The following is a 13212-nucleotide window of genomic DNA, read 5'->3' on the forward strand; positions in this document are numbered from 1 at the left end:
GCCGAAGCGGCCACGCATCCGCCAAACGCCGGATGCCGGGAATGGAAAGGGAGATGCGCTTTGTCGGTTGTTGAAAGTCACGACATCGAGTTTGCCGCGCCGCGGATCTCCGAGGCCAGCGTCGCCGATTACGTCGCGCTGCTGAAGCCGCGGGTGATGTCGCTGGTGATCTTCACCGCCCTGGTCGGCCTGCTGCTGGCACCGGGGCATTTTCATCCGGTGCTGGCATTCACCGCGCTGTTATGCATCGCGGTCGGCGCCGGCGCCTCCGGCGCGCTGAACATGTGGTACGAGGACGACATCGACGCTAAGATGACCCGTACCGCCAACCGGCCGATCCCGCGTGGCCGCATCACCAGGCCGGAAGCGCTGACCTTCGGCTTGGTGCTGGCGTTCTTCTCGGTGGTCACGCTCGGCATTCTGGTGAATTGGTTCGCCGCCGCGCTACTGGCCTTCACCATCTTCTTCTACGTCGTGATCTACACCATCTGGCTGAAGCGCTGGACCGCGCAGAACATCGTGATCGGCGGTGCCGCCGGCGCGCTGCCGCCGGTGGTGGCGTGGGCCGCGGCCGCGGGCTCGCTGTCGGTCGAGCCGATGCTGTTGTTCGCCATCATCTTCTTCTGGACCCCGCCGCATTTCTGGGCGCTGGCGCTGTTCCGCGCCGGCGACTACGCCCATGCCGGCGTGCCGATGCTGCCGGTGACCGCCGGCCCCGACGCCACGCGGCTGCAGATCCTGCTCTACACCATCGTGCTGGTAGCGGTGGCGGCGGCGCCGTGGCCGCTCGGCTATTTCGACGCGGTCTATGGCGTGACCTCGTTGGCGCTCGGCGCCTGGATGCTGCTGCTAGCGCTGCGGGTGTATCGGCAGCGCCATGGCAGCGCGGGGCTGCGCGCCAGCCGCAACCTGTTCCGCTTTTCGATCCTGTACCTGTTCGCGCTGTTCGCGGTGCTGCTGCTCGATGTCATCGCCCGCGGCGCGATCGCGGCGTTGACGTGAAGGAGGCGAATATGAGCGATCGACAACATTCCCACCGACAAATCATCGACGGCGTGGTGCTGACCCCGGCGCAGAAGAAATCACAGCGCGAGCGGTCGGTCGCCATCGCGCTGTCGCTCGGCGTGCTGGTGGTGCTGTTCTTCGCCGTCACCATGGTAAAGGGCGCCGCCGTGCTGGTCCGGCCGATGTGATGGAGCGCGCGCAGCGATGACCCAGACACCGAGCACCGACCGTATCGACGGCAAGCGCCGCGGGCTTGGCCGCGACGCCGCGGTGGCGTCGGTCTGTGGCCTCGTGGTGGCGCTGATGGTTGGCGCCTCCTACGCTGCGGTGCCGTTCTACAACTGGTTCTGTCGCGCCACCGGCTTCAACGGCACCACCCAGGTCGCGACCGCGGCGCCGAGTGCGGCGCCGCTGACCCGCAGGATCGCGGTGCGGTTCGATTCCAACGTCAACGGATTACCGTGGAAATTCGAGCCCGAGCAGACCGAGATCGAAATCCCGATCGGCCAGGTGATCACCGTGTTCTACACCGTGACCAACCTGTCGAACCAGGAGACTTCCGGCCAGGCCGCGTACAACGTAGCACCCCTGACGGTCGGGGCGTATTTTCAGAAGATCAACTGCTTCTGCTTCACCGAACAGGCATTTGCCGCCGGCGAGACCCGGCAGTTGCCGGTGGTGTTCTACGTCGATCCAGCGCTGGCCGCCGATCCGGAGAACGACGGGCTCAACACCATCACGCTGTCCTACACCTTCTATCCGGTGCGGACGCCGGCGCCGAAGCCGGTGGCCGCCGGCGAGCCGGACCGCCGCAAGGGGGCGCTGTGAGCTCATGACCGATCATCCGCCACCGCATTCCCCCAGCGCCGCTGGCAGCGCCATCGACCCCGGCACGCCGGATCGCCCGCCGTCCGCGCCCGCCGCATCCGAGCCTATCCCGCCCGCTTCCGATCACGTGCCGGCTCCGGCCGGCCCCGCCCACGGAGACACTGCCATGGCCACGGCGCACGCCAAGCACCACGACTACCACCTCGTCGACCCGAGCCCATGGCCGGCGGTCGGCTCGGTCTCCGCCTTCGTGATGGCGGTCGGCGCGGTCTCCTGGATGCACGACATGTTTACCGGCGCGCCGTTCCTGTTCGGCGCCGGTACCGTCGGCGTGCTCTACACCATGGCGAGCTGGTGGGGCGACGTGATCCGCGAGGCCCAGGTCAAGGGCGACCACACCCGCGTGGTGCAGATCAGCCACCGCTACGGCATGATCCTGTTCATCGCCTCCGAGGTGATGTTCTTTGTCGCCTGGTTCTGGGCGTTCTTCAATTCGGCGCTGTTTCCCGGCGATCCGGTGCACGCCACCCGCGAGGCGCTGTTCGGCGGGGTGTGGCCGCCGAAGGGCATCGAGACCTTCGATCCCTGGCACCTGCCGCTGTTGAACACGCTGATCCTATTGACCTCCGGCACCACGGTGACCTGGGCGCATCACGCGCTGTTGCACAACGACCGCAAGGGGCTGAAATGGGGGCTGATCCTCACCATCGCGCTCGGCGTCACCTTCAGCTGCGTGCAGGCCTATGAATACAGCCACGCCGCGTTCTCCTTCGCCGGCAACATCTACGGCGCCACCTTCTTCATGGCGACCGGCTTCCACGGCTTCCATGTGCTGGTCGGCTCGATCTTCCTCACCGTCTGCCTATTCCGCGCCTATGCCGGACATTTCACGCCGACCCAGCATCTCGGCTTCGAATTCGCCGCCTGGTACTGGCATTTCGTCGACGTGGTGTGGCTATTCCTGTTCGTCTGCATCTATGTCTGGGGCCACGGCGCCGCGACCATGGCGCACGGCGCGCATTGATCATATGGCGCGATCGAACCGCCGACGTGTTACAAGGGCAACGCGCAACTTCTTTCCTCTCCCCTTGGTGGAGAGGGAAGGACGCACAGTATGATCGACCGGCAATCCGATAGTCCCCCCGGCGTCCTGCAAAGCGCGTTGCGGGGGCTGGCCTGTCGCTGCCCGCGCTGCGGCGAGGGCAAGCTTTATGCCGGCTTTCTCACCTTGGCGCCGTGTTGCACGGCTTGCGGGCTCGACTACGCCTTTATCGATAGCGGCGACGGCCCGGCGATCTTCATCATCATGATCGCCGGCGCCATCGTGGTGGCCTGCGCGCTGATCGTCGAGGTAAAGTACCAGCCGCCGTTCTGGGTGCATGCCGCGCTGTGGCTACCGCTGATCCTGGCCACCACTCTGCTGCCGCTGCGTTCGATGAAAGCGCTATTGATCGCGCTGCAATTCCATCACAAGGCGCAAGAGGGCCAATTGGTGGATCGCGCGCCGAAATGAGCACCGTCCTTCCGCGGCCGCGGGGCCGGCTCGGCCTGGGCTTGATCGCGCTATTGATGGTGGCGCTGCTGGCCTCGCTCGGGGTCTGGCAATTGCAGCGCCGGGTCGAGAAGCACGCGCTGATCGCAGCGCTCACCGAGCGGCTGGCTTCGCCGCCCGGCGCACTGCCGGCGGTCGCGGAGTGGGCCAAGCTCACCCCGGCGCAGGACGAATTCCGCCGCGTGGCGTTCTCCGCGCGCTATGCCGCGCTGCCCGACGCCATGGTGTATTCCTCGGGCTCGGCGATCCGCGACGACGTGTCCGGACCCGGCACCTGGGCGATGCTGCCGGCGCGGCTGCCGGGCGGACCGATCGTGGTGATCAATGCCGGCTTCGTGCCCAACACCATGCAGGACCGCGCGGTGGAGGATCGCGCGGTAAAGCCGCTGGTCAGCGGCGAAGCGGTGACGCTGACCGGCTATCTGCGGTTTCCCGAACACCCCGGCGCGCTGACGCCGGCGCCCGACCCCGCCAAACGGCTGTGGTTTGCCCGCGACACCGCCACGATGGCGGCGATGTTGGGCTGGGGTGACGTGGCGCCGTTCTATATCGACCTCGAAGCGCCGGTGCCGACGGCAGGCGTGCCGAAGCCGGGGCCGCTCGGCGTGCATCTGAAGGACGACCACCTGCAATACGCCATCACCTGGTTCGGCCTAGCCGGAGCGGTGGCGATGGCCTTTGCGGTCTGGCTCGCCGGGCAGCGCCGGCGCCGCGGCGGCGATGAGGCCAGCGCTTCCTTGTGAAGCTCGGGGCGAGATTGTAAGGTGCCGTTGAATCCCCCGCGGGTGGATTTAATTTCTCTCAATATCAAGGGCTTGGCGAAAACGCGCGCCTTTGGAGGACGTGTTGACGCAGTATATTTCGACGAGGGGCGAGGCTCCCAAGCTCGGCTTTTGCGACGTCATGCTGACCGGGCTCGCCCGCGACGGCGGGCTCTACGTGCCCGAGTTCTGGCCGCAACTGACGCCGGAGGCGATCGCAGGGTTTTTCGGCCGGCCGTATTGGCAGGTCGCGGTCGAGGTGATCCGGCCCTTCATCGGCGGCGAAATCTCCGACGAAGATCTCGGCCGGATGGCCAACGAGGCCTACGCCACGTTCCGGCATCCCGCCGTGGTGCCGCTGCGCCAGACCGCGCCCAGCCAGTTCGTGATGGAATTGTTTCACGGCCCCACCCTGGCGTTCAAGGACGTCGCGATGCAATTGTTGTCGCGACTGATGGACCACGTGCTGGCGAAGCGCCAGCAGCGCATCACCATCGTGGTGGCGACCTCGGGCGATACCGGCGGCGCCGCGGTCGATGCCTTTGCCGGCCGCGACAATGTCGACCTGATCGTGCTGTTTCCGCATGGCCGGATCTCCGACGTGCAGCGCCGGATGATGACCACGTCGGCCTCCCGCAACGTCCACGCGCTGGCGCTGCAGGGCAATTTCGACGATTGCCAGGCGATCGTGAAGGGGCTGTTCAACCATCACCAATTCCGCGACAGGGTGGCGCTGTCCGGGGTCAACTCGATCAACTGGGCGCGGATCATCGCCCAGGTGGTGTATTATTTCACCAGCGCGGTGGCGCTCGGCGCGCCCGGGCGCAGCGTCGATTTCACCGTGCCGACCGGCAATTTCGGCGACATCTTCGCCGGCTATGTGGCGAAGCGGATGGGACTGCCGATCCGCAAGCTGAACATCGCCGCCAACGTCAACGACATCCTGGCACGCACCCTGAAAACCGGAATCCACGAGGTCCGCGAGGTGCACGCCACCGCGTCGCCCTCGATGGACATTCAGGTGTCGTCGAATTTCGAGCGGCTGCTGTTCGAGGCCTCGGGCCGCGACGCGGCACTGGTGCGCGGGTTGATGGCCTCGCTGCATCAATCCGGCCGCTATGTGCTGCCGGACAAAGTGCTGGCGGCGATCCGCGAACAGTTCGACGCCGGCCGCGCCGACGAACAGGAGACTGCGGCCGCGATCCGCACCGCCTGGCGCGAGGCCGGCGACCTGGTCGACCCGCATACCGCGGTGGCGCTGGCGGTGGCCGATCGCGACCAGACCGACGTGAACATTCCCAATATCGTGCTGTCCACCGCGCATGCCGCGAAATTCCCCGACGCGGTCGAGGCGGCCTGCGGCGTGCGGCCGGAATTGCCGCTGTGGCTGGAAGGTCTGATGACCCGCCCGGAACAGATCACCACCATGAAGCCCGACCAGACGGCCGTGGAAAACTACGTGCTTGCGGTCAGCCGCGCCGCGAAACAAGGAGTTGCCGGATGAGCGTCGAGGTCACCAAGCTTCCCTCCGGATTGACGGTGGTCACCGACACCATGCCGCATCTGCAGACCGCGGCGCTCGGGGTGTGGACCGGGGTCGGCGGCCGCGACGAGAAGCCCGACGAGCACGGCATCTCGCATCTTCTCGAACACATGGCGTTCAAGGGCACCACCAAACGCTCCTCACGCGAGATCGTCGAGGAGATCGAGGCGGTCGGCGGCGATCTCAACGCCGGCACCTCGACCGAGACCACCGCCTATTACGCGCGGGTGATGAAGGACGACGTGCCGCTGGCGCTCGACGTGTTGAGCGACATCCTCGCCAATCCGTCCTTCGTGCCCGACGAGCTCGAGCGCGAAAAGAGCGTGATCGTGCAGGAAATTGGTGCTGCGCAGGATACCCCGGACGACGTGGTGTTCGAGCACCTCAACGAGCTGTGCTATCCGGAGCAGCCGATGGGGCGCTCGCTGCTCGGCACGCCGCAGACTCTGAAGGGCTTCGACCGCGACACTTTGCAGGGCTATCTGTCGAAGCACTACCGCGGCCCCGACATGGTGGTGGCCGCCGCCGGCGCGGTCGACCACAAGCAGATCGTCGAGGAGGTACAGCACCGTTTCAAGAGCTTCGACGCCGCACCGGCGCCGGCGCCGCTGCCGGCGTTGTTCGGGCCCGGCGGCACCAAGGTGGTGCATCGCGATCTCGAACAGGCGCATCTGACGCTGGCGCTGGAAGGCCTGCCGCAGACCGACCTGTCGCTGTTCAGCCTGCAGGTATTCACCAACGTGCTGGGCGGCGGGATGTCGTCGCGGCTGTTCCAGGAGGTCCGCGAGAAGCGCGGGCTGTGCTACTCGATCTACACCTTCCACGCGCCCTACACCGACACCGGCTTCTTCGGACTGTACACCGGCACCGATCCGGCCGACGCGCCGGAAATGATGGAAGTGATCGTCGACGTCATCAACGACGCGGTCGAGACTCTGACCGAGGCCGAGATTTCCCGCGCCAAAGCGCAGATGAAGGCCGGGCTGCTGATGGCGCTGGAAAGCTGCAGCTCGCGCGCCGAGCAGCTCGCCCGGCATATGCTGGCCTATGGCCGGCCGCTGGCGGTGGAAGAACTGGTGGCCAAGATCGACGCCGTCAGCGTCGAGTCGACCAGCAAGGCGGCGCGCGCGCTGTTGTCGCGCAGCCGGCCGGCGGTGGTCGCGCTGGGCAGCGGCCGGGGGCTGGACACCGCGGTCGGTTTTGCCGAAGGTTTGACCCAAGGCAAGGCCAAGCCGAGCTATCACTGAACGGAGCCGTCGCGACGTTTGCGACGGATCTGTTGATGGAACGGGAGTTTCGGTCCATGGCGCTGTTTCGGATGCCATCGAGCGGGCCGGCGGCCCTGGCGCCACGCGGCAACGGATTGCTGCTGCGCGCGCCGCAGATGGGCGACTTTCCGCAATGGGCGCAGCTGCGCGAGCAGAGCCGGGGGTTTCTGACACCGTGGGAGCCGATCTGGCCATCCGATGACCTCACCCGCTCCGGCTTCCGGCGAAGGCTGCGGCGCTACGCCGAGGACATCGCCGGCGACCGCGCCTATCCGTTCATCGTGTTCCGGGAATCCGACGGCGAGATGATCGGCGGGGTGACGCTGGCCAACGTCCGGCGCGGCATCGTGCAGGCCGGCACCATCGGCTACTGGATCGGCGAGCCGCATGCGCGGCGCGGCTACATGACCGCGGCGCTGCGCCTGCTGCTGCCGACGCTGTTCGGCGAGCTCAACCTGCACCGCGTTGAGGCCGCCTGCATTCCCACCAACGCCGCCTCGATCCGGGTGCTGGAAAAATGCGGCTTCTCCCGCGAGGGAATGGCGCGGCGCTATCTGTGCATCAACGGGGTCTGGCAGGACCATCTGCTGTTCGGCCTGTTGCACGAGGATTTTCGCGGTTGATCCGGTGTGTCAGGGCGTGTCGATGCCTTTGGTTCGCCGCCATTGCTTTGTTATAAGGCGGCGCTAGTCGACCACGACATCCGGGGATTTTCGATGCGGGACCAAGCTCTGACAACAACCGCCGCGGCATCGTTGCGGCGGCGCGGCGCGAGGAGGCGCGCCGCGGTTGCGTTGACGATTTTTGCCACCCTGCTGGCGACGCCGGCGTCGGCGCAATCGATCACCGACCGTTTCAAAAGCCTGTTCGGCGGCTCCTCCGAGCCGGCGCAAAGCGGCACCGCCAGCGGCGGCGCGCCGGCCTCCGAAGCCGAGACCGAGCTGACCTGCCCCGAGGTCAGCATCCGCCCCGGCGCCTCGACCTATGCGGTCGGGCTGCCCGGCAAGACCGCCGCCGGCAATGACCTGCGGTTTCAGGTGACGATCGGGCGCACCGCACGCGAGTGCAATCTCGGCGAGGGCATGATCAAGGCCAAGATCGGCATCCAGGGCCGGGTGATCGCCGGCCCGGCCGGCGCGCCGGGCAGCGTCGACGTGCCGCTGCGCGTCGCGGTGGTGCAGGAGGGCGTGCAGCCTAAGACCATCTTCACCAAGCTGTATCAGACCAAAGTGGCGATGGCGGCCGACGGCAACGAACCGTTCAGCCTGGTCGCCGAGGACATCGTCTATCCGGCGCCGTCGGCGGCGGCCGGCGATTCTTACGTGTTCTACATCGGCTTCGATCCGCAGGGCCTGAAGCCGGAGCCGCGCCCCAAGACCAAGCACAAATAGGCGCAATAGCGCCGCTTCAGCCGAGATCGGCCGCCATCGCCACGCGCAGCGGCTTCGGGATCGGCCGCGCCCGGCCCTGTGCGACGAAGGCGACTTTGACCGTGGCCTCGATCAGCACGGCGTCGCCGCGCTTGACCTGCTGATGCATGGTGATCGAAGCGCCGCGCACCTCGAGCGGCCGCGTCACGATCTCCAGCACGTCGTCCATCTTCGCCGGCTTGAGGAAGTCGAGTTGCATCGCCCGCACCACGAAGGCGAAGCCCGGCGCCTCGCTCTGCGCCTCGGCGAACAGCGCGCTCTGTTCGGCGCCGAGCAGCCGCAGATAGTTGGTCCGCCCCCGTTCCATGAAGCGCAGATAGTTGGCGTGATAGACGATGCCGGAGAAGTCGGTGTCTTCGTAATAGACGCGGATTTGCATGCGATGCAGGCCGTCTCCGATCGCGCCGTCGAGCGAGTTCATGATCGATCAATCCCGAAAGTTGGCGGCCAATGAAAGCCGCTGCGCCGCGGCGTTGAGCCGCTTGTCGCGCGTCCATAGCAGAGTTTCCGGGGGCAGCACGATGGCGGCGAGCAAGTGCGCGTCGACATAGCCGATTCCGGCTCCGGAGAGCTTGCGCTCCATGATCAACGCCAGGGTTTCTGATCGCTGGCCCGCCTGGCCTGCGGCAGATCCTGCAAGTCCGTCAACATTTTCATGATTCCAGGCACGCGGCCGAGCACCAACTCGCCGATCACGAAGGGATGTATCACCACGTCGCCGCTGTAGAGAAGCCGGGACAGAACGGGATCTGACTTGCGAAAGTGGTCGATCCAAACCGAGGTATCCACCAGTATTGCCACCTCAGCGGCTATAGCGTTTTCGAGCGAAGTGGAGCCCGGTTCGCGTGAAGAAAACGCGTCAAAATAACAATCTAGAGCTCCGGTTCTGATTCTATCAGAACCGGAACGGCTCTAGCCCTTCGGCCTGCGCCGCGGCAGCGCTTTTGCACCGGGCGCACTGCCGCCGAGACGCGCCAAACGGCGCGCCGCCTCGCGCTCGACCAGCGCCGTCAGCGCCTCCCTGACCACCGTCGATTTTTTCGTGAGCCCGCTATATTGCTGCGCCTTGGCGAACAACTCGTCATCGATCGCGATGGTGGTGCGCATCACTTCCAACTCCGGCCAAGATTGCAAGATAGCATCATTTGATGCCGGATTCTATGCCGTCTCGGGGGCGCGCGGCGGCGCCTCGCCTGGTCCGCTCGGCTCGCGCGCAATGCGTTGGTGCGCGGCCTTTCCGGCAGTGCAACATTATCGCGCCGCCCGCGTTATGGATTCGACGATTTTTCATGCCGCCCGGCCGACGCCGCGAGCGTTGCAATGATCAGACTTCATCCTCGTCGCAGACATCACTCCGATGAACTCAACAATAAAAGGTGCTCTCATGGCCAATTCCGAACGATCCGCGTCGCGGGGCGACGTCAAAGCCTATCTGGTCGGCGGCGGCATCGCGTCGCTGGCCAGCGCCGCCTATTTGATCCGCGATGGCGGCCTGCCCGGCGCGAATATCACGGTGTTCGAGGAGACCCCGCTGCTCGGCGGCAGCCTCGACGGCGCCGGCTCGCCCGAGGCGGGCTATGTGATCCGCGGCGGCCGGATGTTCACTTACGAGGCCTATACCTGCACCTTCGATCTGTTGTCGTTCATTCCCTCGCTCAGCGATCCGAACAAGACCGTAAGCGACGAAATCCACGACTTCAACGACAAGCACATTCCGGAATCGAAAGCGCGGCTGGTGCGCGGCGGCCAGAAGGTCGACGTCTCGGTGATGGGATTCTCCAACCAGGACCGGCTCGACCTCATCGAATTGCTCGCGGTGTCGGAAGCTTCATTGGGCGCCAAGCGGATCGAGGACATTTTCCAGCCGTCTTTCTTCCAGACCAATTTCTGGTACATGTGGGTGACGACCTTTGCGTTCCAGCCGTGGCATTCGGCGGTCGAGCTGAAGCGCTATCTGCATCGCTTCATCCAGGAATTCCCGCGCATCCACACGCTCGGCGGGGTGCGCCGCACGCCGTACAATCAGTATGATTCGATCGTGCGGCCGGTGGCGAGCTGGCTCGCGGCGCAGGGCGTGAAGTTCGACACCGGGGTGCGCGTCAGCGACCTCGATTTCAAATACGGCCCGCGCGGCAAGGGCGTCGAGCGGCTGCATCTGCTGCGCAATGGCGCGGCGGAAACCGTCGCGGTCGGCGATCATGACGTGGTGCTGGTCACCAACGGTTCGATGACCACCGCCTCCAGCCTCGGCTCGATGACGAAGCCGGCGCCGCTCAATGCCCGCGACGGCAAGACCGACGGCTCCTGGCAATTATGGGAAAATCTGGTCGCCAAGCATTCAGAATTCGGCCGGCCCGCGGCGTTCAACGGCAAGGTCGACGAATCGAAATGGCTGTCGTTTACCACCACGATGACCGATCCGATCTTCTTCGACCTGATGGAGAAGTTCACCGGCAATGTCGCCGGCACCGGCGGGCTTGTCACCTTCACCGATTCCAACTGGCTGATGTCGGTGGTGCTGGCGGCGCAGCCGCATTTCATCGGCCAGCCGGACCAAATCAAGGTGTTCTGGGGCTACGGGCTGTTCGTCGACCAGATCGGCAACTTCGTGAAGAAGAAGATGTCGGACTGCAACGGCGCCGAGCTGATGACCGAACTGATCGGCCACCTGCGGTTCGACGCGCACAAGACCCAGATCCTGCAGGCCTCGAACTGCATCCCCTGCATGATGCCCTACATCACCAGCCAGTTCATGCCGCGGGTGCAGGGCGACCGGCCGCAGGTGAAGCCCGCCGGCACCACCAACCTCGCCTTCATCGGGCAATATTGCGAGATCCCCGACGACGTGGTGTTCACCGTGGAATATTCGGTGCGCGGCGCGCAGACCGCGGTGTATTCGCTGCTCGGCCTCGATAAGCAGGTCTCGCCGCTCTACAAGGCGCAGTACGACCCCGCGGTGTTGTTCGGCGCCACCAAGACGCTGCTGCACTGACGTTGCGACCTCTCAGCCCGCGCGCCAAGGGCGGCGCGGGTTTGGGGATGTCGACGCACTCACTCCGCAAACTTCTCCTCAATATTCATTCGTCTGTCCAAGTCACGGACAATAACGATCCGATCAGGCTCGATCATATAAAAGGAGACATATCCATCCGTCAGGATCCCTCGCAGTGAGGGGCGTAGTTCGCTTCGATCCGCACCGAGAAATGGAAAGTCGCACAATTCGTCAAATCGTTGAAAGAGCCTGGTGATGATTCGATCCGCAGAAGCGGGATTCCGTTCAGAAAAATAGGCGTGGATGGCGAGAAGATCGGATTCAGCGCGTGAAGAAATAACGACCTTCACCGCAACTACCGTTTGGTTTGCGCCCGAGCCCGCGTCAGAAAGTCCTGCAAATCCCAGGGACGAACGCGCCCCGCTTCGACGTCGGCCATGCCTTCGTCGACCGCATCTTTCAGAGCGCGAAATTTCCTGGCCTGCGACAGAAAATAGTCCGCCGCCGCCTCCCGCATCTCTTCGGGAAACAGTTCAAGGGCTTCAATGGCTTTATCGACTGCATGAACTCATGACACAAGTTTAGCACACGTCCGATCCGAGGACGAAGCCTATTCCTCCTCGCCGCTTTGCCCGAACAGCCCGAACTGCGCCGGGTCGCGCGCCGGCTCGGCGAGGCCGAGGTGCTTGAAGGCGTGGCTGGTCAGTAGCCGGCCGCGCGGGGTGCGCTGCAAGTAACCGCATTGGATCAGGAACGGCTCGATGATGTCCTCGATGGCGTCGCGTGGCTCCGACAGCGCCGCCGCCATGGTTTCGACGCCGACCGGGCCGCCGCCATAGTTCATCGCGATCGTCGTGAGGTAGCGGCGGTCCATCGCGTCGAGGCCTGCGGCGTCGACTTCAAGCGCGGAGAGCGCGTGATCGGCGATGCCGCGATCGATCGCCGGCTTATCAGCAGCGGAGGCAAAATCCCTTACCCGGCGTAAGAGCCGCCCGGCGATCCGCGGCGTGCCGCGGGCGCGCCGCGCGATCTCATTGGCGCCGTCCGGCGTGATGCCGATCGACAGCACCCGCGCGCCGCGGGTGACGATGCTCTCCAATTCTTCGATGGTGTAGAAGTTCAAGCGCACCGGAATGCCGAAGCGGTCGCGCAAGGGATTGGTGAGCAGGCCGGCGCGCGTGGTGGCGCCGACCAGAGTGAATTTCGACAGCTCGATCTTCACCGAGCGCGCGGCGGGGCCTTCGCCGATGATCAAATCGAGCTGAAAATCCTCCATCGCCGGATACAGCACTTCCTCGACCGCAGGGCTGAGCCGATGGATCTCGTCGATGAACAAAACGTCGCGTTCTTCGAGATTGGTCAGGAGCGCTGCGAGATCGCCGGCCTTGGCGATGACGGGTCCGGAGGTCGCGCGAAAGCCGACGCCGAGTTCGCGCGCCACGATCTGCGCCAGCGTGGTCTTGCCGAGCCCGGGCGGGCCGACGAACAGCACATGATCCAGCGCCTCGCCGCGCTTGCGGGCGGCGTCGATGAAGATCTGCAGATTGGCGCGGGCCTGCTGCTGGCCGACGAATTCGGCGAGCAGCTGCGGGCGCAGCGCGGTGTCGCCGACGTCGTCGACGCGGCGCTCCGGGGTGACGATGCGGGAGGGCGTGGTCATCGGATCAAGATAGCACGTCGAGGGGCGGCGATGCGCTACGCCGCGTTTGACCCGTGCTGGAATGGCCACCGCGCGCACGGCGTGCTCCCTCCCCCCTTGCGGGGGAGGGTTGGGGTGGGGGGTAGTACGAGTGCACAAACTCCGAGCCCCCCACCCCCGACCCCTCCCCGCAA

The 13212-nt window shown here is 65.5% G+C and carries 17 protein-coding genes; 11 read left to right on the forward strand and 6 right to left on the reverse strand.

Features of this window, described 5'->3' with window-relative positions:
* Window positions 1–60: 60 nt before the first annotated feature.
* The 10 genes from VGC77_RS16390 to VGC77_RS16435 all read left to right on the forward strand — a co-directional run bounded on the left by VGC77_RS16390 (window position 61) and on the right by VGC77_RS16435 (window position 8348).
* Window positions 61–1002 (forward strand): heme o synthase, encoded by a 942-nt coding sequence (locus tag VGC77_RS16390; protein WP_331172628.1) that lies wholly within the window; start codon window positions 61–63, stop codon window positions 1000–1002.
* 11 nt (window positions 1003–1013) lie between these two features.
* Complete coding sequence (locus VGC77_RS16395; RefSeq protein WP_331172629.1) at window positions 1014–1193, forward strand: CoxF protein; 180 nt, start codon at window positions 1014–1016, stop codon at window positions 1191–1193.
* A gap of 16 nt (window positions 1194–1209) precedes the next feature.
* Complete coding sequence (locus VGC77_RS16400; protein ID WP_331172630.1) at window positions 1210–1833, forward strand: cytochrome c oxidase assembly protein; 624 nt, start codon at window positions 1210–1212, stop codon at window positions 1831–1833.
* A gap of 166 nt (window positions 1834–1999) precedes the next feature.
* Complete coding sequence (locus VGC77_RS16405) at window positions 2000–2857, forward strand: cytochrome c oxidase subunit 3 (protein ID WP_331172631.1); 858 nt, start codon at window positions 2000–2002, stop codon at window positions 2855–2857.
* 90 nt (window positions 2858–2947) lie between these two features.
* On the forward strand, window positions 2948–3346 hold the full coding sequence (locus VGC77_RS16410) for a DUF983 domain-containing protein (RefSeq protein ID WP_331172632.1): 399 nt from the start codon (window positions 2948–2950) through the stop codon (window positions 3344–3346).
* On the forward strand, window positions 3343–4128 hold the full coding sequence (locus VGC77_RS16415) for an SURF1 family protein (RefSeq protein WP_331172633.1): 786 nt from the start codon (window positions 3343–3345) through the stop codon (window positions 4126–4128). The genes VGC77_RS16410 and VGC77_RS16415 overlap by 4 nt, the downstream gene beginning before the upstream one ends.
* A 103-nt stretch (window positions 4129–4231) precedes the next feature.
* On the forward strand, window positions 4232–5650 hold the full coding sequence (thrC, locus tag VGC77_RS16420; protein WP_331172634.1) for a threonine synthase: 1419 nt from the start codon (window positions 4232–4234) through the stop codon (window positions 5648–5650).
* On the forward strand, window positions 5647–6936 hold the full coding sequence (locus tag VGC77_RS16425) for a pitrilysin family protein (protein WP_331172635.1): 1290 nt from the start codon (window positions 5647–5649) through the stop codon (window positions 6934–6936). Before thrC ends, VGC77_RS16425 begins: the two co-directional genes overlap by 4 nt.
* A gap of 56 nt (window positions 6937–6992) precedes the next feature.
* Window positions 6993–7580, forward strand: coding sequence for a GNAT family protein (locus VGC77_RS16430; protein ID WP_331172636.1), 588 nt, complete (start codon window positions 6993–6995; stop codon window positions 7578–7580).
* A gap of 93 nt (window positions 7581–7673) precedes the next feature.
* Window positions 7674–8348 (forward strand): hypothetical protein, encoded by a 675-nt coding sequence (locus VGC77_RS16435; RefSeq protein WP_331172637.1) that lies wholly within the window; start codon window positions 7674–7676, stop codon window positions 8346–8348.
* Between the two features lie 16 nt (window positions 8349–8364).
* Here VGC77_RS16435 and ybgC read toward each other — a convergent pair whose 3' ends face one another.
* The 4 genes from ybgC to VGC77_RS16455 form a co-directional block, all read right to left on the reverse strand.
* The gene (gene ybgC, locus VGC77_RS16440) at window positions 8365–8808 is read right to left on the reverse strand and encodes a tol-pal system-associated acyl-CoA thioesterase (protein ID WP_331172638.1); all 444 of its coding nucleotides are present in this window, start codon (window positions 8806–8808) and stop codon (window positions 8365–8367) included.
* Window positions 8809–8814: 6 nt separating this feature from the next.
* Complete coding sequence (locus VGC77_RS16445) at window positions 8815–8970, reverse strand: hypothetical protein (RefSeq protein ID WP_331172639.1); 156 nt, start codon at window positions 8968–8970, stop codon at window positions 8815–8817.
* 2 nt (window positions 8971–8972) lie between these two features.
* Complete coding sequence (locus VGC77_RS16450; RefSeq protein WP_331172640.1) at window positions 8973–9176, reverse strand: hypothetical protein; 204 nt, start codon at window positions 9174–9176, stop codon at window positions 8973–8975.
* A gap of 123 nt (window positions 9177–9299) precedes the next feature.
* Window positions 9300–9494, reverse strand: coding sequence for a type II toxin-antitoxin system VapB family antitoxin (locus tag VGC77_RS16455; protein ID WP_331172641.1), 195 nt, complete (start codon window positions 9492–9494; stop codon window positions 9300–9302).
* A 277-nt stretch (window positions 9495–9771) separates the two neighbouring features.
* On the opposite strand from VGC77_RS16455, the gene VGC77_RS16460 reads away from it, so the two are divergent.
* Window positions 9772–11379, forward strand: a complete 1608-nt coding sequence (locus tag VGC77_RS16460; RefSeq protein ID WP_331172642.1) for an oleate hydratase — start codon at window positions 9772–9774, stop codon at window positions 11377–11379.
* A 59-nt stretch (window positions 11380–11438) separates the two neighbouring features.
* Here VGC77_RS16460 and VGC77_RS16465 read toward each other — a convergent pair whose 3' ends face one another.
* Together VGC77_RS16465 and ruvB are read right to left on the reverse strand one after the other, a co-directional pair.
* Window positions 11439–11729 (reverse strand): type II toxin-antitoxin system RelE/ParE family toxin, encoded by a 291-nt coding sequence (locus VGC77_RS16465; protein WP_331172643.1) that lies wholly within the window; start codon window positions 11727–11729, stop codon window positions 11439–11441.
* Window positions 11730–11989: 260 nt separating this feature from the next.
* On the reverse strand, window positions 11990–13039 hold the full coding sequence (ruvB, locus tag VGC77_RS16470; RefSeq protein ID WP_331172644.1) for a Holliday junction branch migration DNA helicase RuvB: 1050 nt from the start codon (window positions 13037–13039) through the stop codon (window positions 11990–11992).
* Window positions 13040–13212: the final 173 nt, after the last annotated feature.

It is taken from the genome of Rhodopseudomonas sp. (assembly GCF_036404135.1).
Classification (GTDB): domain Bacteria; phylum Pseudomonadota; class Alphaproteobacteria; order Rhizobiales; family Xanthobacteraceae; genus Rhodopseudomonas_A.

Coding starts and splice junctions, on each gene's coding strand:
- VGC77_RS16435 (WP_331172637.1), top strand. CDS start 7,674: ATGCGGGACCAAGCTCTGACAACAACCGCCGCGGCATCGTTGCGGCGG.
- VGC77_RS16460 (WP_331172642.1), top strand. CDS start 9,772: ATGGCCAATTCCGAACGATCCGCGTCGCGGGGCGACGTCAAAGCCTAT.
- VGC77_RS16395 (WP_331172629.1), top strand. CDS start 1,014: ATGAGCGATCGACAACATTCCCACCGACAAATCATCGACGGCGTGGTG.
- VGC77_RS16400 (WP_331172630.1), top strand. CDS start 1,210: ATGACCCAGACACCGAGCACCGACCGTATCGACGGCAAGCGCCGCGGG.
- ybgC (WP_331172638.1), bottom strand. CDS start 8,808: ATGAACTCGCTCGACGGCGCGATCGGAGACGGCCTGCATCGCATGCAA.
- VGC77_RS16455 (WP_331172641.1), bottom strand. CDS start 9,494: ATGCGCACCACCATCGCGATCGATGACGAGTTGTTCGCCAAGGCGCAG.
- VGC77_RS16425 (WP_331172635.1), top strand. CDS start 5,647: ATGAGCGTCGAGGTCACCAAGCTTCCCTCCGGATTGACGGTGGTCACC.
- VGC77_RS16415 (WP_331172633.1), top strand. CDS start 3,343: ATGAGCACCGTCCTTCCGCGGCCGCGGGGCCGGCTCGGCCTGGGCTTG.
- VGC77_RS16430 (WP_331172636.1), top strand. CDS start 6,993: ATGGCGCTGTTTCGGATGCCATCGAGCGGGCCGGCGGCCCTGGCGCCA.
- VGC77_RS16405 (WP_331172631.1), top strand. CDS start 2,000: ATGGCCACGGCGCACGCCAAGCACCACGACTACCACCTCGTCGACCCG.
- VGC77_RS16410 (WP_331172632.1), top strand. CDS start 2,948: ATGATCGACCGGCAATCCGATAGTCCCCCCGGCGTCCTGCAAAGCGCG.
- ruvB (WP_331172644.1), bottom strand. CDS start 13,039: ATGACCACGCCCTCCCGCATCGTCACCCCGGAGCGCCGCGTCGACGAC.
- VGC77_RS16445 (WP_331172639.1), bottom strand. CDS start 8,970: ATGGAGCGCAAGCTCTCCGGAGCCGGAATCGGCTATGTCGACGCGCAC.